Here is a 21,082-nt window from a genome sequence, read left to right as displayed (position 1 = left end):
TCTGGAGATTTGGTTTCACATGCAGGACTCCCTGACTCTACAACCGATTAATCGCGTTGACGGCACGGTAAACTTACCGGGTTCAAAAAGCGTCTCGAACCGCGCACTCTTGCTGGCCGCGCTGGCAAAGGGCACCACCCGCCTGACTAACTTGCTTGATAGCGATGACGTTAAGCACATGCTGAATGCCCTCAAAGCGCTGGGTGTCAGCTATACGCTCTCAGACGATCGCACCGTATGCGAAGTGGTAGGTAACGCGGGCCCTTTACATGCTGAACAACCGCTTGAGCTGTTTCTCGGTAACGCAGGTACAGCGATGCGACCTTTGGCTGCCGCGCTCTGTTTGGGCGAGCAGTCAATCGTTCTGACTGGCGAGCCACGCATGAAAGAGCGTCCGATTGGTCATCTGGTTGATGCACTGCGTCAGGGCGGAGCAAAGATTGACTATCTCGAACAGACCGATTATCCGCCAGTGCGTCTTAATGGCGGTTTTGTTGGTGGGGAAGTCAGCGTCGATGGCAGTGTATCCAGCCAGTTCCTCACGGCATTGCTAATGACCGCGCCACTGGCGCAGCAAGACACCATCATCACCATTAAAGGCGATCTGGTTTCTAAGCCTTACATTGATATCACCTTGCACCTGATGCGCTGCTTTGGTGTGGATGTTGATAATCAGGACTATCAGCGTTTTGTGGTTAAAGGGCAGCAACAGTACCAGTCTCCAGGCGATTATTTGGTGGAAGGTGATGCGTCTTCTGCATCATATTTCCTCGCTGCCGCTGCCATTAAAGGGGGTACCGTACGTGTAACCGGTATTGGCCGCAACAGCGTGCAGGGCGATATCCGTTTTGCTGATGTGCTGGAAAAGATGGGCGCAGTGATTGAGTGGGGAGATGACTATATCTCTTGCACACGCGGATCGCTGACGGCAATCGATATGGATATGAACCATATTCCCGATGCGGCAATGACCATTGCAACCACAGCACTGTTCGCAGAAGGCACCACGCTGATGCGCAACATCTATAACTGGCGCGTAAAAGAGACCGACCGTCTTGCTGCGATGGCGACTGAGTTACGCAAAGTGGGGGCGGAAGTAGAAGAAGGACACGACTTTATTCGTGTTACACCCCCGACTCAGTTGCAACATGCGGATATCGGTACTTACAACGATCACCGTATGGCAATGTGCTTCGCACTGGTGGCTCTGTCGGATATGCCGGTAACCATCCTTGATCCAGGCTGCACTGCGAAAACCTTCCCGAGCTATTTCCAGCAGTTGGCGAAAATCAGTCATACTTCCTGATCGTCTAACCCGGTGCACAGCGCCGGGTTTCTTTGCTCTCTTCTGGCCTTATCAGGCGGAAATTCTTCTGAATCTGTCTATATTTCTAGCGCTGTCTACGCTAAAGGGTACTAACCCGACGCAGGCAGCGTATAATGCCGCGCAATCCAGGCGGCCTGGAAGGGCTGACAATAAGCACGCAGCAACAGGAGAGAACAATGACGGCAATCGCCCCGGTTATTACCATCGATGGGCCAAGTGGCGCGGGTAAAGGGACTTTATGTAAAGCGATGGCGGAGTCGTTGCAGTGGCACTTACTGGATTCTGGCGCTATTTATCGCGTTTTAGCATTGGCCGCACTTCACCATCAGGTGGATATTGAGTCCGAGGAAGCATTAGTACCGATGGCTGCGCATCTTGATGTGCGTTTTCTATCGGTTGACGGTGAAATGCAGGTGGTTCTTGAAGGTGAAGATGTCACCGGTGAAATCCGCACGCAAGAAGTCAGCAACACCGCATCGCGCGTTGCCGCTTTTCCGCGGGTGCGTGAGGCATTGCTTCGACGCCAACGCGCATTCCGCGAAGAGCCCGGTTTAATCGCCGATGGACGCGATATGGGAACCGTAGTTTTCCCTGATGCGCCAGTGAAAATATTCCTCGACGCTAGCTCGGAAGAGCGTGCGCATCGCCGTATGCTACAGTTGCAGGAGAAAGGCTTTAATGTTAACTTTGATCGCCTTTTATCCGAGATAAAGGAACGCGACGACCGCGATCGTAATCGTGCCATCGCCCCTTTAGTGCCTGCCACAGATGCTCTGGTACTGGATTCAACCAGTATGTCGATTGAGCAAGTGATTGAAAAGGCGCTTGATTATGCTAAGCGTAAGTTGGGCATTTAATCTTTCGGCAACCGAATTGCTGTAACCCTGTACCAAGGACCCGGTGCAGGGCATGTGAAACAACCCCATCCGACAATGAAGTCAGGTGGACGTTAAATTGAAGAATCCTAAGATTATCAATATGACTGAATCTTTTGCTCAACTCTTTGAAGAGTCCCTGAAAGAAATCGAAACCCGTCCGGGTTCCATCGTTCGTGGCGTTGTTGTCTCTATCGACAAAGACGTAGTTCTGGTTGATGCGGGTCTGAAATCTGAATCTGCAATTCCTGCAGAGCAGTTCAAGAACGCAGCCGGCGAACTGGAAATCCAGGTAGGCGACGAAGTTGACGTTGCGCTGGACGCAGTAGAAGACGGCTTCGGTGAAACCCTGCTGTCCCGTGAGAAAGCTAAACGTCACGAAGCTTGGATCACGCTGGAAAAAGCTTACGAAGACGCTGAAACTGTTACCGGTGTTATCAACGGCAAAGTTAAAGGTGGCTTCACAGTTGAGCTGAACGGTATTCGTGCGTTCCTGCCAGGTTCACTGGTAGACGTTCGTCCGGTTCGCGATACTCTGCACCTGGAAGGCAAAGAGCTTGAATTCAAAGTAATCAAGCTTGATCAGAAACGTAACAACGTCGTAGTTTCACGCCGTGCAGTTATCGAATCTGAGAACAGCGCTGAGCGCGATCAGCTGCTGGAAAACCTGCAGGAAGGCATGGAAGTTAAAGGTATCGTTAAGAACCTCACTGACTACGGTGCATTCGTGGATCTGGGCGGCGTTGACGGCCTGCTGCACATTACCGATATGGCTTGGAAACGCGTTAAGCATCCGAGCGAAATCGTCAACGTGGGCGACGAAATCACTGTTAAAGTGCTGAAGTTCGACCGCGAGCGTACCCGTGTATCTCTGGGCCTGAAACAGCTGGGCGAAGATCCTTGGGTTGCTATCGCTAAGCGCTATCCAGAAGGCACTCGCCTGACTGGTCGTGTAACCAACCTGACTGATTACGGCTGCTTCGTAGAAATCGAAGAAGGCGTTGAAGGTCTGGTACACGTTTCAGAAATGGACTGGACCAACAAAAACATCCATCCGTCTAAAGTTGTAAACGTAGGCGATGTGGTTGAAGTAATGGTTCTGGACATCGATGAAGAGCGTCGTCGTATCTCCCTGGGTCTGAAGCAGTGCAAATCTAACCCATGGCAGCTGTTCGCTGAGACCCACAACAAAGGCGATCGCGTTGAAGGTAAAATCAAGTCAATCACTGACTTCGGTATCTTCATCGGCCTGGACGGTGGCATCGACGGTCTGGTTCACCTGTCTGACATCTCCTGGAACGCGACTGGCGAAGAAGCCGTTCGTGAGTACAAAAAAGGCGACGAAATCGCTGCCGTTGTACTGCAGGTTGATGCAGAGCGCGAGCGCATCTCTCTGGGCGTGAAGCAGTTGGCTGAAGATCCATTCAACAACTACATCACCCTGAACAAGAAAGGCGCTATCGTGACTGGTAAAGTCACTGCAGTTGACGCGAAAGGTGCTACAGTAGAATTAGCTGACGGCGTAGAGGGTTACCTGCGCGCTTCTGAAGCTTCTCTGGACCGCATCGAAGACGCAACTCTGGTTCTGAGTGTTGGCGACGACGTTGAAGCTAAATTCACTGGCGTTGACCGTAAGAACCGCGTTGTGAGCCTGTCTGTTCGTGCAAAAGACCAGGCTGATGAGAAAGAAGCTATCAACACTGTTAACACCAAACAGGATGAAGGCAGCAACTTCTCTAGCGCGATGGCTGAAGCGTTCAAAGCGGCTAAAGGCGAGTAATCGACCTAAGGCACCGGATGATGAAAATCGTCCGGTTTCGGTAAAAGCTGTCATACCTTTCCAAATAAGGATTAACCGGAGGTTACATGACCAAGTCAGAACTAATTGAGAGACTTGCTGGCCAGCATACTCATATTCCGGCGAAAGTCGTTGAGGATGCGGTCAAAGAGATGCTTGAGCACATGGCCACTACGTTGGCCCAGGGCGAGCGCATTGAAATCCGGGGATTCGGCAGCTTTTCTTTGCATTACCGTGCACCGCGTACGGGTCGTAACCCGAAAACGGGCGACAAAGTGGATCTGGAAGGTAAATACGTTCCCCACTTTAAGCCGGGCAAAGAATTGCGTGACCGTGCGAACATCTACGGCTAAGCCGTTACCGAACGATAAAAACGACACTTTAGGGTGTCGTTTTTTTTTGTTTAGAGTATGCGGAATTGAGATCTGCTTTCCAAAATGAAGTCTCATCAATGTAATCTCTGCAAAAGTCTCGGAATCCTTCGCGACACACTCTCTTTTCAATGAAGTAAATCCCTGCTTTTCTCGGCACACTCTTCCGCCAATGAGGGAGAGTAATAATGCATATGAACTGGATTGTTCTTGCCAGATTGATGATTGCCTCGGCATTGCCGTTGGGCATATTGCCGCATATACCCGCTGCCAACGGAATAGTCATCATGGTTGTATTCGCTGTGGCGCTTGGGTTGATGCCAATCACGTTGCTACGGCTTGCAGGAATTGCTCTCTTAATGGTGGCATGGACATTGACTGAAGCCCGCCAGATGGTCAATGCCATTGGGGATCTGACTGCCGTCTCAATTGAAGCCACTGTACGTGTGACTGAAGTTCGTGAACAGAAGCAGCAATTAACCGTGCAAATCTTGCGTGTCGGTCAGCGTTATCAGTTTCCACCTCTCTTTGTCACGCTCAATAACGCTTCGATGGAGCAACCGTACTGTGCCGGTCAGCGCTGGCAGATGAAACTGCGACTGCGTGCCGTCCACGGCAGATTAAATGAAGGCGAGTTCGATCTGCAGCGCTTTGCCTTGTCTAATCACACGCCGCTGCAAGGGCGCATCATCAGTAAGCAGGTGGAATCGCTAACTTGCAACTGGCGGACGCGTTTAATTAATCATCATCTACCCGCATTCGATACGCTCAAACAACCGGCAATTATGCAGGCTTTAGCGTTTGGTATACGTACCAACATGACTGAAGAGCAGCGACAGTTGCTGCGGGAAACAGGTACTGCCCACTTGATGGCAATCTCGGGAATGCATATTGCATTAGCTGCCAGCGTTGGATGGTTGTTGGCACGTGCTATCCAGGTAATTTTGCCGGGTCATTTGATTGGTCATTTATTTCCGCTGCTGGTTAGTGTTATGACCGCAGCGACTTACACGTGGGTTTCTGGCAGTCATGCACCGGCCCAGCGCGCGATGATCGCGCTCATATTATGGATAGGGATGCGCAGCGCCGGTTGGCAGCTCAGTGGCTGGCAAGTCTGGACGTTATGTATCGGCGCTTTGCTGGCACTGGATCCATTAACTGTGCTGTCAGAGAGCTTTTGGTTGTCGGCACTGGCTGTCGCGATGCTGATTGCCTGGTATCAATGGTTTCCATTACCACATCGCTTTCGCGCAAAGCGTCGATGGCTGTTATTGCAATTGCTACATCTGCAGTTAGGAATGATGATCCTCATGGCCCCACTACAAATCTTCCTGTTTCAGGGAATAAGCCTGAGTGCGTTATTAGCGAATCTGATCGCGGTGCCGGTTGTGTCTTTTGTCACGGTGCCACTGATATTGCTGGCAATGCTATTGCCAGTGGCGCTGATTTCAACGGGATTATGGTCTCTGGCGGATCTTTCCATAAGCCAGGTCATGCTCCTGCTGCAGTGGTTACCCGCTGGCTGGTGGGCATGGAGCGATACGTTACCTGCTATCGTGCTGCTGTGGGTAGGATTAGTTCTCTGGCGCAGCAAGCTGATTTATCGCAGTGTGATGCCGTGTTTTAGCCTGATACTCGCAATCATCCTCTGGCGCAGCGCTGCACAGCGTGATGACTGGCAAATCGACATGATTGATGTGGGGCATGGCCTGGCGATTGCCATTACACAGGGCAATGAAGTGGTGTTATATGACGTTGGACCGGGTTGGAAACAGGATGATGCCGGTTCGCGCGTCATTCTGCCATGGTTGCAGTATCACGGCAGAAGCCTCCATTCTTTGATATTAAGCCACAAGCATCTTGATCACCGTGGTGGGCTACACTCATTGCTCAAAGTTAATCCAGCGGTAGCAATTCGTAGTGCCCTGGCGGAAGACGGACACCTGCCATGCTTCCGTGGTCAGCGGTGGCAGTGGGGAAAATTGCAATTTACCGCTTTGTGGCCGCCGGAGAATCAGACCCAGGGACAAAATAACGATTCCTGTGTGGTGCGAGTCGATGACGGGCTCTTCAGCGTGTTACTCACCGGGGATATTGAGTTAGAAGCCGAGAGAAAAATTGTCGCGCTGGAAAAAGAGGCTCTGAACGCGACAATTTTGCAGATTCCGCACCATGGTAGTCGGACTTCATCAGGCGCATTACTGTTACGTAATGTTGCTGGGAAAGCAGCAATTGCTTCGGTGGCGCGGTATAACGCCTGGCGTATGCCTGCGCCAGCCGTGGTGCAACGCTATCGTCAGCAAGGCTATATGTGGTACGACACGGCACAATCGGGTCAGATTCATGTGGGTATCAGACAAGGTCATTGGCAAATTAAGGGCTTAAGAGAGCAAATAATGCCTCGATGGTACCATCAGTGGTTTGGCGTCAAACGCGATTCCAGGTAGAATGAGCGGCTATTTCAAACAGCGTGAATAAATAATGCATCAAGATAAAGATCTCTCAACGTGGCAGACATTCCGTCGACTCTGGCCGATGATTGCGCCCCACAAGGCTGGCCTGTATGTGTCAGCGGTGGCGCTGATACTCAATGCGGCAGGCGATACCCTGATGCTCTCTCTGTTGAAACCTTTACTGGATGATGGCTTCGGTAAAGCAGACAGATCCGTAATGCTGTGGATGCCGCTGGTGGTAATTGGCCTGATGCTGGTACGTGGCGTGACCAGCTATATCTCCAGTTACTGCATCTCATGGGTGTCCGGCAACGTGGTCATGAACATGCGTCGCCGCCTGTTCGGCCATATGATGGGCATGCCGGTAACCTTCTTTGATCAGCAATCAACGGGGACGCTGCTGTCACGCATCACCTACGATTCTGAACAGGTGGCCTCTTCCTCTTCCAGTGCACTGGTTACGGTGGTGCGTGAAGGGGCCTCAATCATTGGCCTGTTCATCATGATGTTCTATTACAGCTGGCAGCTGTCTTTGATTCTCATTGTGCTGGCACCGATCGTCTCCTTTGCTATTCGTACTGTTTCCAAACGTTTCCGCAGCATCAGTAAGAACATGCAGAACACCATGGGACAGGTCACCACCAGCGCCGAACAGATGCTAAAAGGGCATAAAGAAGTGCTGATCTTTGGTGGCCAGGAAGTGGAGGCCAAGCGTTTTTCTCAGGTCAGTAACAGGATGCGCCAACAAGGCATGAAACTGGTGTCAGCATCTTCAATCTCTGATCCGGTAATCCAGTTGATTGCCTCGCTGGCACTGGCATTTGTACTTTATGCCGCCAGTTTCCCAAGCGTGATGGAAACGCTGACAGCCGGTACCATCACCGTGGTCTTCTCATCCATGATCGCCCTGATGCGTCCGCTCAAGTCACTGACCAACGTGAATGCACAGTTCCAGCGCGGTATGGCGGCTTGTCAGACGCTGTTCTCGATTCTTGACAGTGAGCAGGAAGTGGATAACGGTAAGCGTGAAATGGATCGTGCTAAGGGTGATGTGGAATTCCGCAACGTGACCTTTACCTATCCAGGCCGTGAAATTCCTGCGCTGCGTGATATCAACCTGTCGCTGCCTGCCGGTAAAACCGTTGCACTGGTCGGCCGTTCTGGCTCTGGTAAATCCACTATGGCCAGCTTGCTGACGCGCTTCTACGACATTGATAGCGGTGAAATTCTGCTGGATGGCCACGATCTGCGCGAATACACCCTGCGTTCACTGCGTAATCAAGTGGCATTGGTTTCCCAGAACGTTCATCTCTTCAACGACACCGTCGCCAACAACATTTCTTATGCCCGTAATGGTCAATACACGCGCGAGCAAATCGAGCAGGCTGCGACCATGGCGCATGCAATGGACTTCATCCAGAAGATGGATAATGGCCTTGATACCGTGATAGGTGAGAATGGCGTGCTGCTTTCCGGTGGTCAGCGTCAGCGTATTGCGATTGCGCGTGCGTTACTGCGTGACTGCCCGATTTTGATTCTCGATGAAGCCACATCAGCGCTCGATACCGAATCTGAGCGGGCGATTCAGGCCGCACTTGATGAGCTGCAGAAAAATCGCACCTCACTGGTGATTGCGCACCGTCTGTCGACCATTGAGAAAGCCGATGAGATCGTCGTAGTTGAAGATGGTCGCATTGTCGAACGCGGTACTCACAGCGTGCTGCTTGAACAGAAGGGCGCCTATGCGCAGCTTCACAAACTGCAGTTCGGTCAATGATCGAACGCATCTGGAGCGGGCGTTCGCCGTTATGGCTGCTGCTATGGCCACTGAGTCTGCTTTATGGGGCGATTACCCTATTGATTCGCCTCAGCTTCCAGCGCGGTTGGCGAAAAAGTTGGCGCGCGCCTTGCCCTGTGATTGTGGTGGGGAACCTCACCGCAGGTGGGAATGGTAAAACGCCCGTAGTGATTTGGTTGGTGCAGGCGCTGCAACAACGCGGAGTACGTGCTGGCGTGGTGTCGCGGGGTTACGGCGGAAAAGCTGAACGTTATCCGCTGCTGGTTACCGCTGAAACGCCCACGGCGCAGGCCGGCGATGAACCTGTGCTGATCGCTCAACGCACACAGGTGCCGGTCGCCGTTGCGCCACGGCGGCGTCTGGCGGTAGAAGGCTTGCTCGCTGCGCACGATCTGGATGTGATTATCACCGATGATGGCCTGCAGCATTACGCGCTGCAGCGCGATCGCGAAATTGTGGTGGTGGATGGGATGCGTCGTTTTGGTAATGGCTGGTGGTTACCGGCTGGGCCGATGCGTGAACGCGCCTCACGACTTAGCACCGTAGATGCGGTGATTGTTAACGGCGGCGATGCGCAGGCGGGCGAAATTGCGATGTCATTGCAGCCCGGTCTGGCGGTCAACCTGATCAACGGTGCAAGCGTGGCGTTAGCGCAATTGCCGGAAATTGTCGCGATGGCCGGCATTGGTCATCCGCCGCGCTTCTTCAACACGCTTAAGCAGCAAGGCATCAAGCCAGTGGCTGAAATTGCCTTCGCCGATCACCATGCTTACAGCGAAGACGAATTGCGGCGTCTGACTCAGGCAGATCAGTGCTTGCTGATGACGGAAAAAGATGCGGTAAAATGCCGTAGTTTTGCTCGCCCAAACTGGTGGTATTTGCCGGTTGATGCGCATCTGCAAGGCGCGGCGGTGACAACCTTGTTAGACGATATCACCCATCTCTGCACTACCGCGCGCGACGCCCGTTCGCGCTAACCACCGAAAAGGGAATGGAGTTATGAACCTCGTCGCTTCCCTCTCGTTGCAAACTGCTCGTCATCTGCATCTGGCTGCTCAGGGACTGTTACGTCCTTTAGGCCGACGTGCGCGCTTTGCCGATATACACGCGACTGTGCGTCAGATGTCTTTGCTGCAAATTGATACCATCAATGTGGTGGCACGCAGTCCTTATCTGGTGCTGTTTAGCCGCCTTGGCGCGTATCAGACCAACTGGCTGGAAGAGGCGCTGGCCTCGGGCGCATTATTTGAATATTGGGCTCATGAAGCCTGTTTTATTCCTTCTGAAGATTACCCGTTGCTGCGCCACCGCATGCTGGAACCGCAGCGACTGGGCTGGAAGTACAACCAGCGATGGGTTGAGGAACATCAACAGGAAATCACTGACCTTCTGCAACACATCTCCGCCAACGGCCCAGTGCGAGCAGCCGATTTCAGTAATGATAAACAGACCAAACCGGGCTGGTGGGCGTGGAAGCCGCATAAGCGTCATCTGGAGAATTTGTTCAGCGCGGGTCAGTTGATGGTGGTGGAGCGGCGCAACTTCCAGCGGGTTTACGATCTGCACAGCCGCGTGATGCCGGACTGGATTGATGAACAGCATGCGTTAAGTGAAGACGAAGCGGTGTTACAGATGCTGAGTCACAGCGCATGCAGTCTCGGCATTTTCCGTGGCAGTTGGTTAGCCGATTATTACCGGCTCAAACGCGCACCGCTCAAGTCATGGCTTGAGGATGCGGCTGCGCGCGGAGAAATTGTGCGTGTTGAGGTCGAGCAACTGGGCGAAATGTGGTTACACCACGCATTATTGCCGCTGCTGGAAAAGCCACTCTCTGCCACACATACCGCGCTGTTGTCACCCTTTGATCCAGTGGTTTGGGATCGTCGTCGCGCGCTGGAGCTGTTTAATTTTGATTACCGCATTGAGTGCTATACGCCTGCGGAAAAGCGCAAATATGGTTATTTTGTCCTGCCGGTCCTGCATCGCGGATTATTGAAAGCGCGCATTGATGCCAAAATGGAGCGTCAGGCGCAGCAATTAGTGGTTCGTGCATTCTGGCTGGAAGAGGGCACACGCATCAGTAACGCTTTCCTTAATGACGTCCAAAAAGCCATTAATCGCTTCGCCGCGTGGCAAGGCGCCAACCAAGTGATTATCGAAAATGCGCCGGCAGAACTGCTGGCTGCCTGGTCAACTCGCTGGTCGATTGGTGAATAAAGCTGCCATTTGTCCGGCTTGAGTGCATCATTCACGCGCACGCTATTATGCTATGCTACCCGTCTGAATCGGTCCTGAATGGAGAAGATTATGGATCACCGTTTACTCGAAATCGTTGCTTGCCCGGTATGCAACGGAAAACTCTATTTCAACAAAGAGCAGCAAGAGCTGATCTGTAAACCGGATGGCCTGGCTTACCCGGTACGTGACGGTATTCCAGTGCTGCTGGAAGTGGAAGCGCGTACGCTGTCTGTTGAAGAGATTCATCCATGAGTTTTGTTGCCATTATTCCTGCGCGTTACGCTTCAACGCGTCTGCCCGGCAAACCGCTGGTGGATATTCAGGGTAAACCGATGGTGCTGCACGTTATGGAACGCGCCCGTGAATCGGGTGCCGATCGCGTGATTGTCGCCACCGATCATCCGGATGTGGCAGCGGCGGTAACGGCGGCCGGCGGCGAAGTGTGCATGACGCGGGTCGATCATCAGTCCGGCACTGAGCGTTTGGCCGAAGTGATCGAAAAGTATCAGTTTGCCGACGACACGATCATCGTTAACGTGCAGGGCGACGAGCCGATGATCCCGGCGGAGATTGTACGTCAGGTAGCAGGTAATCTGGCGCAATCTGAAGCCGGGATGGCAACGCTGGCGGTGCCGATCACCGATGCAGAAGAAGCCTTTAACCCGAACGCGGTGAAAGTGGTGATGGACGCCAAAGGTTATGCGCTCTACTTCTCACGCGCCACCATTCCCTGGGATCGCGAGCGTTATGCGCGTTCGCGCGAGCAGATTGGCGACACGCTGCTCCGCCACATTGGCATCTACGCCTATCGCGCCGGTTTCATCCGTCGCTACATCGCGTGGGAACCTTGCCCGCTGGAGCTCATTGAGTTGCTCGAACAGCTGCGCGTGCTGTGGTACGGTGAAAAGATTCACGTCGCGGTGGCAAAAACTATCCCAAGTGTTGGGGTGGATACGCCGGAAGACCTTGAGCGGGTTCGTCTCGCTATGCAGGGTTAATCTCCGACCGGCCAGCGGCTCTCGCTGGCCTGAAAGTTTGATCTGGCGCTAAGCTTTGCGCCGCCATCACCTCCAGCATATTCCAGCCCTTTGACGTCGGAGGATATTGCATGGAACAGCTCCGTTCAGAACTCGCGTTGGTGCTTGGTGAAAGCATCAGTCGTCTCGAAACCATTAGCGAGCAGGCGCACACGCGGCTGTATGCGCTTTACGATAACGCCGGTAAACCGATGCCGCTGGTGGCGAAATATTTTCGTCATCAGGGACGCGCTGCGCTGGAAGCTAAAAAACTGACCATGCTCGGTCATGATGGCTTGATCGCCGTGCCTGCCGTGTTTGGTCTGGTGCTTAGCCAGCAAAAGCCGGTACATGAAATGTTGCTGATGGCACGCTTTAACGGTGTTTCTGCGGAAGCTCCGGCCCGCAGCGCAGCACGCTGGGAACAGCTGTGCGAACAGATCGTCGAAGGCGTGCTGGCGTGGCATCGTATCGACAGCCATGGCTTAGTCGGCAGCGTGGACAGCGTGCAGGAAAATAACTGGCCCGCATGGTATCGCCAGCGAGTGGATGTGTTGTGGTCAACGCTGGGTTATTTGTCACCGCCGTTTTTTACACTGGAAGATCGTCAGATTCTGTTTCGCAGCCGTCAGCTATTACCGCGTCTGTTCAACGGATTTGACGATCCCTGCGTATTGATGCACGGCAACCTGCGCTTAGCCAGTATGTTAAAAGATGCGCACAGCGATCAGCTTATTGCCATGATGCAGCCAGGCAACATTCTCTGGGCACCGCGCGAATACGATCTGATGCGCCTGGCGGATAGCGGCGCAGAAGCGTCACTGCTGCAGCACTATCTGCAGCGGGCGCCCGTGGCGGAAGGTTTTCTCTGGCGGCGCTGGTTGTATCAGCTGTGGGATTGCGTCGACACGTTGGTCAGCAGCGGACAGTTTGACCGTCCGCGCTTCGATCACGCCCGCGCGCAATTACTCCCCTGGCTGGGTTGAGGTGAGATAGTCACCGCGCAGCTTCTGCCAGGTTTGTCCCAGCGTTTCATAGATCGCACGCTCACTGTGTGCTAGCCACAGCGGTGACGGAATAACGCGTTCCCACCAGTTTAGCGGCGAGGTCACCGCCAACTGATTTGCCGGTGCGGCCAGCGGATTCATGCCGGCACTTTGAAAGAAATGCATGGCACGCGGCAGATGGTTGGCGGAAGTCACCAGTAAGAACGGGTGTTCACCAATCGTCTGTTTCACCGCGCGAGCTTCGCCAATCGTATCTCTTGGTTGATCCAACTGAATAATCGCTGCTGATGGCACGCCCAGACTTTCCGCCACTTCGGCCGCCACGCTGGCGCTGCTGCGTGGGTTTTCGCCGGCTGCTGCGCCCGTAAAGATCATTTTGGCCTGCGGATAGCGCCGCCACTGACGCACGCCTTCGGCCACGCGCGGCAGACTGTTATTAATCAAGTTGGAACTCGGTGCCCAATTCGGATTGAAGGTATAGCCGCCGCCGAGCACCACGATATAATCGACCGGCTCGTTACCGTTCCAGGTGGGATAATGATTTTCCAGCGGTGACAGCAGGCGATCGGCAACCGGCTGCAGGCTCAAAATCAGTAGCAGCAGCCAGCTGCAAGAGATGAGGATTTTGCCGCTTTTTTGCCAGCGGCTGAACCAGAGCAGCAAAAGTCCTGCCGCCATCAGTAATAACAGCAGCGGCAAGGGAAGCAACATCCCGCCAATGACTTTTTTAAATGCGAAAAACATCGAATATGGCCTCTTTTGTCCAAAAAAACAGCTGCCAGACGGTTACTGCGGCATGAAAGGTTCATTCTTGTTGAGCCTGTGACAAAATAGCACAAGTTGAATGCAGCAAAGCGGAGCCATCATCATGCAGGATCGTAACTTTGACGATCTGGCGGACAAATTCTCACAGAACATTTATGGCACGCGCAAAGGGCAAGTGCGCCAGGCGATTGTCTGGGACGAACTGGAAGCTCTGTTACCGACATTGCCTGCCGGATCCTTGAAGGTGCTGGATGCCGGCGGCGGCGTGGGACAAGTCTCAAGCGGGCTGGCGGCGCGCGGTCATCAGGTTGTGCTGTGCGATCTCTCTGCTGAGATGCTGAAGCTGGCGGAAGCCCATGCGCTTGCCGCGGGTGTGAGCCACAACATGCAATTCAAACAAATTAGCGCCCAGCAGGTGGGCGAACATTTGGATACGCAGGTTGATCTGGTATTGTTTCACGCGGTGTTGGAATGGGTCGCGCATCCGGAAGAGGTGCTGCAAGCGTTGTGGCACACGCTCAAGCCCGGCGGCGTGCTGTCGTTGATGTTTTACAACGCGCACGGCTTAACCTTCCGCACCCTGACGCTTGGCAACTTCGGCTATATGCGCGCCAATATGAGCAAACGTAAAAAGCGCACGCTGTCGCCCGATTTCCCGCGCGATCCGGATGATGTGACGCGTTGGCTGACAAACTGCGGATTTGAAATTGAACGGCGTGCGGGCATTCGCGTCTTCTGTGATTACATGAAGCCGCAACCCGGCGCAGGGAAGAGCGTTGAGGAAATCATTGAGATGGAACGGCGTTTCTGTCGCCAGGAGCCCTTTTTAAGCTTAGGGCGCTATATCCACGTGACCGCGCGCAAACCCAGCCAGAAGGATCAACTATGAGCGAATTTTCCCAGACGGTCCCCGAATTGGTGGCATGGGCGCGCAAGAACGATTTTTCGCTTGCGCTGCCGGTAGAACGTCTGGCCTTTTTGCTGGCCATCGCCACCTTAAACGGTGAGCGCATGGACGGTGAGATGAGTGAAGGCGAGCTGATTGACGCGTTTCGTCACGTTAGCAAAGCATTCGAACAAACCCACGAAACTGTGCATGTCCGTGCCAATAACGCCATCAATGACATGGTGCGTCAGCGCTTGCTGAACCGCTTTACCAGCGAGCTGACGGAAGGGCACGCCATCTATCGCCTGACGCCACTCGCCATCGGCATTACCGACTATTACATCCGCCAGCGCGAGTTCTCCACGCTGCGCCTGTCGATGCAGCTGTCGATTGTGGCGCAGGAGTTGAAACGCGCCGCGGATGCCGCCGAAGAGGACGGTGATGAATTCCACTGGCATCGTAACGTGTTTGCGCCGCTGAAATATTCGGTGGCGGAAATCTTCGATAGCATCGACATGACGCAGCGTCTGATGGATGAGCAGCAGCAAGCGGTGAAAACCGATATTGCCGATCTGCTTAACAAAGACTGGCGCGCGGCGATCTCCAGCTGTGAAATGTTGCTGTCGGAAACGTCCGGTACGCTGCGTGAACTGCAGGATACGCTGGAGGCGGCCGGCGATAAGCTGCAGGCCAACCTGCTGCGCATCCAGGATGCGACGCTGAGCAGCCCGGATCTGGGCTTTGTCGATAAGCTGGTGTTTGACCTACAAAACAAGCTCGATCGCATCATCAGCTGGGGCCAGCAGGCTATCGATCTGTGGATCGGCTACGACCGCCATGTACACAAGTTTATTCGTACCGCCATCGACATGGATAAGAACCGCGTGTTTGCTCAGCGTTTACGCCTGTCGGTGCAAAACTATTTCGATCAGCCGTGGGCGCTGACCTACGCCAATGCCGATCGTCTCTACGATATGCGCGATGAAGAGATGACGCTGCGTAATGACGAGGTGATGGGCGAGCTGCCGCCGGAAATGGAATACGAAGAGTTTAATGAGATTCGCGAGCAGCTGGCCGCGATGATCGAAGAGGCGCTGCAGATTTATAAGCAGGAGCAGAAGCCGCTCCATCTGGCCACGGTGATGCGCGACTATCTGTCGCAGTATCCGCGCGCGCGCCACTTTGATCTGGCGCGTATCGTCATCGATCAAGCGGTGCGACTCGGCGTGGCCGAAGCTGATTTAGCCGGTCTGCCTGCGCAATGGCAGGCCATTAATGATTACGGAGCCAAGGTGCAGGCACATGTCATCGACAAATATTGAACAAGTGATGCCAGTCAAACTGGCATTGGCTCTGGCAAACCCGATTTTCCCGGCGCTCGATAGCCAGTTACGCGCGGGTCGCCACATTGGCATTGAAGAGCTGGATAATCACGCCTTCCTGATGGATTACCAGGAATATCTCGAAGAGTTTTACGCGCGCTACAACGTTGAGCTGATCCGCGCGCCGGAAGGCTTCTTCTATCTGCGTCCGCGTTCAACCACTTTGATTCCACGCTCGGTGTTGTCCGAGCTGGATATGATGGTGGGCAAAATTCTTTGCTATCTCTATCTCAGCCCGGAACGTCTGGCGAATGAGGGGATTTTTACCCAGCAAGAGCTGTACGACGAACTGCTGTCGCTGGCCGATGAGAGCAAACTGCTCAAGCTGGTCAATCAGCGTTCCACCGGTTCCGATCTTGACCGCGCCAAGCTGCAGGAAAAAATGCGCGCGTCGCTGAGTCGCCTGCGCCGTCTCGGCATGGTGTGGTTTATGGGCAACGACAGCAGCAAATTCCGCATCACCGAATCAGTGTTCCGCTTTGGCGCCGACGTGCGCAGCGGTGACGATGCGCGTGAAGCGCAGCTGCGCCTGATACGTGACGGTGAAGCGATGACGCTGGAAAGTGCGCCGGCTGCGACTGAGAACGATGAAGCAGATAACGATATTGACGCTGAAAGCGACGCGAGTGATAACGCGGAGGATGAACAAGCATGATTGAACGCGGTAAATTTCGTTCGCTAACGCTGATCAACTGGAACGGCTTCTTTGCCCGTACTTTTGATCTTGATGAACTGGTCACCACGCTTTCGGGCGGTAACGGTGCGGGTAAATCCACCACCATGGCCGCCTTCGTGACGGCGATGATCCCTGACTTAACCTTGCTGCACTTCCGTAACACCACCGAAGCCGGTGCAACTTCCGGTTCGCGTGATAAAGGTTTGCACGGCAAGCTACGCGCCGGCGTCTGTTATTCGGTGCTGGATGTGGTCAACTCACGCCATCAACGCGTGATTGTTGGCGTACGTCTGCAGCAGGTAGCGGGACGCGATAAAAAGGTCGATATCAAACCATTCAGTATTCACGGCTTGCCGAGCGATTCACAGGCGACCGATATGCTGACCGAAATCCTTAATAACCGCCAGGCGCGCGTGTTGCCGCTGACGGAAGTAAAGGAGCGCGTGGAAGCACAGGAAGGCGTGCAATTCAAACAGTACAACTCGGTCACCGATTACCATGCGGTGCTGTTCGAGCTCGGTGTGGTGCCGCGTCGTCTGCGTAACGCCAGCGATCGCAGTAAGTTCTATCGCCTGATTGAAGCTTCGCTGTACGGCGGTATCTCCAGCGCTATCACCCGTTCACTGCGCGATTACCTGCTGCCAGAAAACGGCGGTGTGCGTAAAGCCTTCCAGGATATGGAAGCCGCGCTGCGGGAAAACCGCATGACGCTGGAAGCGATTCGCGTCACCCAATCCGATCGCGACCTGTTTAAGCATCTGATCTCGGAAGCTACCAACTACGTTTCCGCCGACTACATGCGCCACGCCAACGAGCGTCGTATTCACCTCGACGGCGCGCTGCAGCTGCGTAATGAGCTGTTTACCAGCCGCAACCAGCTGATTTCCGAGCAGTATCGCCACATTGAAATGGCGCGCGAGTTGGCCGAGCACAGCGGTGCTGAGAGCGATCTGGAAAGCGATTATCAGGGCGCTAGCGACCATCTGAATCTGGTGCAAACCGCCATGCGCCAGCAGGAAAAAATCGAGCGTTATGATGCCGATCTGGAAGAGCTGACCTATCGCCTCGAAGAGCAGAACGAAGTGGTTGCCGAAGCGCGCGAAATGCAGGAAGAGAATGAAGCACGTGCCGAAGCAGCTGAGGTGGAAGTCGATGAGCTGAAAAGCCAACTCGCCGATTTCCAGCAGGCGCTCGACGTGCAACAGACGCGGGCAATCCAGTATCAGCAAGCCTTGCAGGCGTTGGAAAAGGCGCGTACGCAGTGTCAGCTGCCTGATTTAACTATCGATAACGCGGCCGAATGGCAGGAAACCTTCCAGGCGCGTGAAGAAGAAGCCACCGAGCGCCTGCTGCGTCTGGAACAGAAACTGAGCGTCGCCGAAGCGGCACACAGCCAGTTTGAGCAAGCGTTAGCGTTAGTTACCAGCATCGCCGGTGACGTCAGTCGTCAGGATGCGTGGCAAGTGGGGCGCGAATTACTGCGCGACGCTGGCAATCAGCGCCACCAGGCCGAACAGCTTTCCTCGCTGCGTCTGCGCCTCAATGAATTAGAAACCCGTCTGCGTGAGCAGCATGATGCTGAGCGTTTGCTGGCGGATTTCTGCAAACGTCAGGGCCAGCAATACGATGCGGATGCGCTGGAAGGCTTGCAGCGTGAACTCGAAGCGCAGATTGAGCAACTGAATAGCAGCGTTGCCGATGCCGGTGAACGCCGCATGTTGATGCGTCAGGAGCTGGAGCAGCTGCGTGAACGCATCACTGCGCTGACCGCGCGTGCGCCACACTGGCTGGCGGCGCAGGAAATCCTGACGCAGCTGAGCGAGCAAACCGGTCAGGAGCTGACCAGCAGCCAGCAAATCACCGAATTTATGCAGCAACTGCTGGAGCGCGAGCGTGAAACCACGGTTGAGCGCGACGAGCTGGCCGCGCGTAAGCGCGAAGTTGAACAGCAGATTGAACGTCTGAGCCAACCGGGCGGTGCGGAAGATGCGCGCCTGACGCAGCTGGCGGAACGTTTTGGCGGCGTGCTGCTGTCGGAAATTTATGATGACGTTACGCTGGATGACGCACCGTACTTCTCGGCGCTATACGGTCCATCGCGCCACGCCATCGTAGTGCCAGATCTGTCGCTGGTGCGCGACCTGCTCGACGGTTTAGACGAGTGCCCGGAAGATCTCTATCTGATTGAAGGCGATCCGCAAGCCTTTGACGACAGCGTATTTAGCGTCGAAGAGCTGGAAAAAGCGGTGGTGGTGAAAGTGGCTGAGCGTCAGTGGCGCTACTCCCGCTTCCCGAAAGTGCCGCTGTTTGGTCGCGCGGCGCGTGAAAACCAGCTTGAGTTGCTGAACAACGAACGTGAACAGCTGGCTGAACGTTATGCCACGCTGTCGTTTGATGTACAGAAAACTCAGCGTCTGCATCAATCCTTCAGCCGCTTCATCGGTAGCCATTTAGCGGTGGCGTTTGATGAAGATCCGGAAGCGCAGATTCGTCAGCTTAACAGCCGTCGTGGCGAGCTGGAGCGGGCGCTGGCGCAGCACGAGAATGACAATCAGCAGCAGCGCGCGCAGTTTGAGCAGGCAAAAGAGGGCGTCAGCCAGCTGAACCGCCTGTTGCCGCGCGTAAATCTGCTGCTCGACGACACGCTTGGCGATCGCTGTGAAGAGATCCGCGAGCGCGTCGAAGAAGCACAGGAAGCCGCGCGCTTCCTGCATCAGCACGGCAGCAAACTCAGCAAGCTGGAGCCGCTGATTGCGGTACTGCAAAGCGATCCGCAGCAGCACGAACAGCTGCAGCGCGACTATCAGCAGGCACAGCAGCAGCAGCGTGATGCGCGTCAGCAAGCCTTTGCGCTGACCGAAGTGGTGCAGCGCCGCGCGCACTTCAGCTATGAAAGTTCGGCTGGTATGTTGGGTGGCAACAGCGATCTCAACGAGCAGTTGCGTCAGCGTCTGGAGCAGGCGGAAGGCGAGCGCAGCCGCGCACGCGAACGTCTGCGTGGACATCAGGCCCAGCTGACGCAGTATTCGCAGGTGCTGGCATCGCTAAAAAGTTCTTACGATGCCAAACGCGACATGCTGAAAGAGTTGCAGCAAGAGATGCAGGATATCGGCGTGCATGCCGATGCCAGTGCAGAAGAGCGCGCGCGCATTCGTCGTGATGAGCTGTATAGCGCGCTGAGCCACAATCGCGCGCGTCGCAACCAGCTGGAAAAACAGATCACCTTCTGTGAAGCCGAAATGGACAGCCTGCAGAAGAAACTGCGCAAGCTGGAGCGCGATTATCATCAGATTCGTGAGCAGGTGGTCAGCGCGAAAGCGGGCTGGTGCACGGTATTGCGTCTGGTGAAAGAGAATGGCGTTGAGCGTCGTCTGCATCGTCGCGAGCTGGCCTATCTCAGCGGCGATGAGCTGCGTTCCATGTCGGATAAGGCGCTGGGTGCGCTGCGTCTGGCGGTGGCGGATAACGAACATCTGCGCGATGTGCTGCGTATGTCTGAAGATCCGAAACGTCCGGAGCGTAAGATTCAGTTCTTTATTGCGGTGTATCAGCATCTGCGCGAACGTATTCGCCAGGACATCATTCGTACCGACGATCCGGTTGAAGCCATCGAGCAGATGGAGATTGAGCTGAATCGTCTGACCGAAGAGCTGACGGCGCGTGAACAGACGCTGGCAATCAGCTCACGCAGTGCGGCGAACATCATTCGTAAAACCATCCAGCGCGAGCAAAACCGTATTCGCCAGCTGAACCAGGGGTTGCAGGCGGTAAGCTTTGGTCAGGTGCGCAGCGTGCGCCTCAACGTGAACGTGCGTGAAGCGCACTCAACGCTGCTGGATACGCTGTCGGAAGAGCATGAACAGCATCAGGATCTGTTTACCAGCAACCGCTTAACCTTCTCGGAAGCGCTGGCGAAACTTTATCAGCGCCTGAATCCGCAGATCGATATGGGCCAGCGCACGCCGCAAACCATCGGCGAAGAGCTGCTCGACTACCGCAACTATCTTGAGATGGAAGTGGAAGTGAACCGTGGTACTGACGGCTGGCTGCGTGCAGAAAGTGGCGCGCTCTCTACCGGTGAAGCGATCGGTACCGGGATGTCGATTCTGGTGATGGTGGTACAGAGCTGGGAAGAGGAATCACGTCGTCTGCGCGGCAAAGATATTTCGCCGTGTCGTCTGCTGTTCCTTGATGAAGCGGCGCGTCTCGATGCGCGTTCGATCGCCACACTGTTTGAGCTGTGCGAACGTCTGGAGATGCAGCTGATCATCGCGGCGCCAGAGAACATCAGCCCAGAAAAAGGCACCACCTACAAACTGGTGCGTAAAATGTTCAATAACACCGAACATGTGCATGTGGTTGGGCTGCGCGGCTTCTCGGCAGATCCTGCACCGAGCAAGGATCAAAGTCCTAAGGTCGGTCTTGAATATGAGAATTCATAGCGCTTAATCTGGTTAAAAAACAGCACTACGTTTAATCTGTATGCGGCA

Annotated in this window: 16 protein-coding genes; 15 read left to right on the top strand and 1 reads right to left on the bottom strand. The window is 54.5% G+C overall.

Going from position 1 to position 21,082, the window contains the following annotated elements:
* The first annotated feature begins 19 nt into the window (after positions 1–19).
* The 11 genes from aroA (at position 20) to Q3H59_RS13355 (ending at position 12,862) form a co-directional block, all read left to right on the top strand.
* Complete coding sequence (aroA, locus tag Q3H59_RS13405; protein WP_280172642.1) at positions 20–1,306, top strand: 3-phosphoshikimate 1-carboxyvinyltransferase; 1,287 nt, start codon at positions 20–22, stop codon at positions 1,304–1,306.
* Positions 1,307–1,503: 197 nt separating this feature from the next.
* Complete coding sequence (cmk, locus tag Q3H59_RS13400; RefSeq protein ID WP_101760957.1) at positions 1,504–2,184, top strand: (d)CMP kinase; 681 nt, start codon at positions 1,504–1,506, stop codon at positions 2,182–2,184.
* A 121-nt stretch (positions 2,185–2,305) separates the two neighbouring features.
* Entirely contained in the window at positions 2,306–3,982 is a 1,677-nt protein-coding gene (gene rpsA / locus Q3H59_RS13395; RefSeq protein ID WP_052025984.1) for a 30S ribosomal protein S1, read from the top strand.
* Positions 3,983–4,068: 86 nt separating this feature from the next.
* Positions 4,069–4,353 (top strand): integration host factor subunit beta, encoded by a 285-nt coding sequence (gene ihfB / locus Q3H59_RS13390; RefSeq protein ID WP_003849360.1) that lies wholly within the window; start codon positions 4,069–4,071, stop codon positions 4,351–4,353.
* A 206-nt stretch (positions 4,354–4,559) separates the two neighbouring features.
* Positions 4,560–6,818: a DNA internalization-related competence protein ComEC/Rec2 gene (locus Q3H59_RS13385; RefSeq protein WP_309835310.1), complete on the top strand. Its 2,259-nt coding sequence runs from the start codon at positions 4,560–4,562 to the stop codon at positions 6,816–6,818.
* 34 nt (positions 6,819–6,852) lie between these two features.
* Positions 6,853–8,601: a lipid A ABC transporter ATP-binding protein/permease MsbA gene (gene msbA, locus Q3H59_RS13380; RefSeq protein WP_101760956.1), complete on the top strand. Its 1,749-nt coding sequence runs from the start codon at positions 6,853–6,855 to the stop codon at positions 8,599–8,601.
* A complete protein-coding gene (gene lpxK / locus Q3H59_RS13375; protein ID WP_110865845.1) occupies positions 8,598–9,599 on the top strand; it encodes a tetraacyldisaccharide 4'-kinase in 1,002 nt (333 codons plus the stop codon). Before msbA ends, lpxK begins: the two co-directional genes overlap by 4 nt.
* Before the next feature lie 22 nt (positions 9,600–9,621).
* The gene (locus Q3H59_RS13370; RefSeq protein ID WP_271459977.1) at positions 9,622–10,839 is read left to right on the top strand and encodes a winged helix-turn-helix domain-containing protein; all 1,218 of its coding nucleotides are present in this window, start codon (positions 9,622–9,624) and stop codon (positions 10,837–10,839) included.
* Between the two features lie 90 nt (positions 10,840–10,929).
* Positions 10,930–11,112 (top strand): Trm112 family protein, encoded by a 183-nt coding sequence (locus Q3H59_RS13365; RefSeq protein ID WP_007887424.1) that lies wholly within the window; start codon positions 10,930–10,932, stop codon positions 11,110–11,112.
* Entirely contained in the window at positions 11,109–11,858 is a 750-nt protein-coding gene (gene kdsB, locus Q3H59_RS13360; RefSeq protein ID WP_192413858.1) for a 3-deoxy-manno-octulosonate cytidylyltransferase, read from the top strand. The genes Q3H59_RS13365 and kdsB overlap by 4 nt, the downstream gene beginning before the upstream one ends.
* Before the next feature lie 110 nt (positions 11,859–11,968).
* A complete protein-coding gene (locus Q3H59_RS13355; protein WP_101760952.1) occupies positions 11,969–12,862 on the top strand; it encodes a YcbJ family phosphotransferase in 894 nt (297 codons plus the stop codon).
* Here the strand turns inward: Q3H59_RS13355 and elyC are convergent.
* Positions 12,842–13,627, bottom strand: a complete 786-nt coding sequence (elyC, locus tag Q3H59_RS13350) for an envelope biogenesis factor ElyC (protein ID WP_192413856.1) — start codon at positions 13,625–13,627, stop codon at positions 12,842–12,844. The two genes, Q3H59_RS13355 and elyC, sit on opposite strands and share 21 nt — an antisense overlap.
* 124 nt (positions 13,628–13,751) lie before the next feature.
* Here elyC and cmoM point away from each other — a divergent pair, with 124 nt between their 5' ends.
* The 4 genes from cmoM to mukB are packed head-to-tail and all read left to right on the top strand — an operon-like array spanning position 13,752 to position 21,034.
* Positions 13,752–14,537: a tRNA uridine 5-oxyacetic acid(34) methyltransferase CmoM gene (gene cmoM, locus Q3H59_RS13345; protein WP_101760950.1), complete on the top strand. Its 786-nt coding sequence runs from the start codon at positions 13,752–13,754 to the stop codon at positions 14,535–14,537.
* Positions 14,534–15,856, top strand: coding sequence for a chromosome partition protein MukF (mukF, locus tag Q3H59_RS13340; protein WP_192413854.1), 1,323 nt, complete (start codon positions 14,534–14,536; stop codon positions 15,854–15,856). The genes cmoM and mukF overlap by 4 nt, the downstream gene beginning before the upstream one ends.
* A complete protein-coding gene (gene mukE, locus Q3H59_RS13335; protein ID WP_101760949.1) occupies positions 15,837–16,571 on the top strand; it encodes a chromosome partition protein MukE in 735 nt (244 codons plus the stop codon). The genes mukF and mukE overlap by 20 nt, the downstream gene beginning before the upstream one ends.
* Positions 16,568–21,034, top strand: a complete 4,467-nt coding sequence (gene mukB, locus Q3H59_RS13330; RefSeq protein ID WP_309835301.1) for a chromosome partition protein MukB — start codon at positions 16,568–16,570, stop codon at positions 21,032–21,034. Before mukE ends, mukB begins: the two co-directional genes overlap by 4 nt.
* Positions 21,035–21,082: the final 48 nt, after the last annotated feature.

It is taken from the genome of Pantoea sp. SORGH_AS_0659, from assembly GCF_031453915.1.
GTDB lineage: Bacteria > Pseudomonadota > Gammaproteobacteria > Enterobacterales > Enterobacteriaceae > Pantoea > Pantoea leporis.
This window is presented reverse-complemented; position numbering and strand designations above follow the sequence as displayed.

Coding starts and splice junctions, on each gene's coding strand:
- elyC (WP_192413856.1), bottom strand. CDS start 13,627: ATGTTTTTCGCATTTAAAAAAGTCATTGGCGGGATGTTGCTTCCCTTG.
- mukE (WP_101760949.1), top strand. CDS start 15,837: ATGTCATCGACAAATATTGAACAAGTGATGCCAGTCAAACTGGCATTG.
- Q3H59_RS13355 (WP_101760952.1), top strand. CDS start 11,969: ATGGAACAGCTCCGTTCAGAACTCGCGTTGGTGCTTGGTGAAAGCATC.
- mukB (WP_309835301.1), top strand. CDS start 16,568: ATGATTGAACGCGGTAAATTTCGTTCGCTAACGCTGATCAACTGGAAC.
- Q3H59_RS13365 (WP_007887424.1), top strand. CDS start 10,930: ATGGATCACCGTTTACTCGAAATCGTTGCTTGCCCGGTATGCAACGGA.
- ihfB (WP_003849360.1), top strand. CDS start 4,069: ATGACCAAGTCAGAACTAATTGAGAGACTTGCTGGCCAGCATACTCAT.
- Q3H59_RS13370 (WP_271459977.1), top strand. CDS start 9,622: ATGAACCTCGTCGCTTCCCTCTCGTTGCAAACTGCTCGTCATCTGCAT.
- kdsB (WP_192413858.1), top strand. CDS start 11,109: ATGAGTTTTGTTGCCATTATTCCTGCGCGTTACGCTTCAACGCGTCTG.
- mukF (WP_192413854.1), top strand. CDS start 14,534: ATGAGCGAATTTTCCCAGACGGTCCCCGAATTGGTGGCATGGGCGCGC.
- cmoM (WP_101760950.1), top strand. CDS start 13,752: ATGCAGGATCGTAACTTTGACGATCTGGCGGACAAATTCTCACAGAAC.
- lpxK (WP_110865845.1), top strand. CDS start 8,598: ATGATCGAACGCATCTGGAGCGGGCGTTCGCCGTTATGGCTGCTGCTA.
- cmk (WP_101760957.1), top strand. CDS start 1,504: ATGACGGCAATCGCCCCGGTTATTACCATCGATGGGCCAAGTGGCGCG.
- msbA (WP_101760956.1), top strand. CDS start 6,853: ATGCATCAAGATAAAGATCTCTCAACGTGGCAGACATTCCGTCGACTC.
- rpsA (WP_052025984.1), top strand. CDS start 2,306: ATGACTGAATCTTTTGCTCAACTCTTTGAAGAGTCCCTGAAAGAAATC.
- aroA (WP_280172642.1), top strand. CDS start 20: ATGCAGGACTCCCTGACTCTACAACCGATTAATCGCGTTGACGGCACG.
- Q3H59_RS13385 (WP_309835310.1), top strand. CDS start 4,560: ATGCATATGAACTGGATTGTTCTTGCCAGATTGATGATTGCCTCGGCA.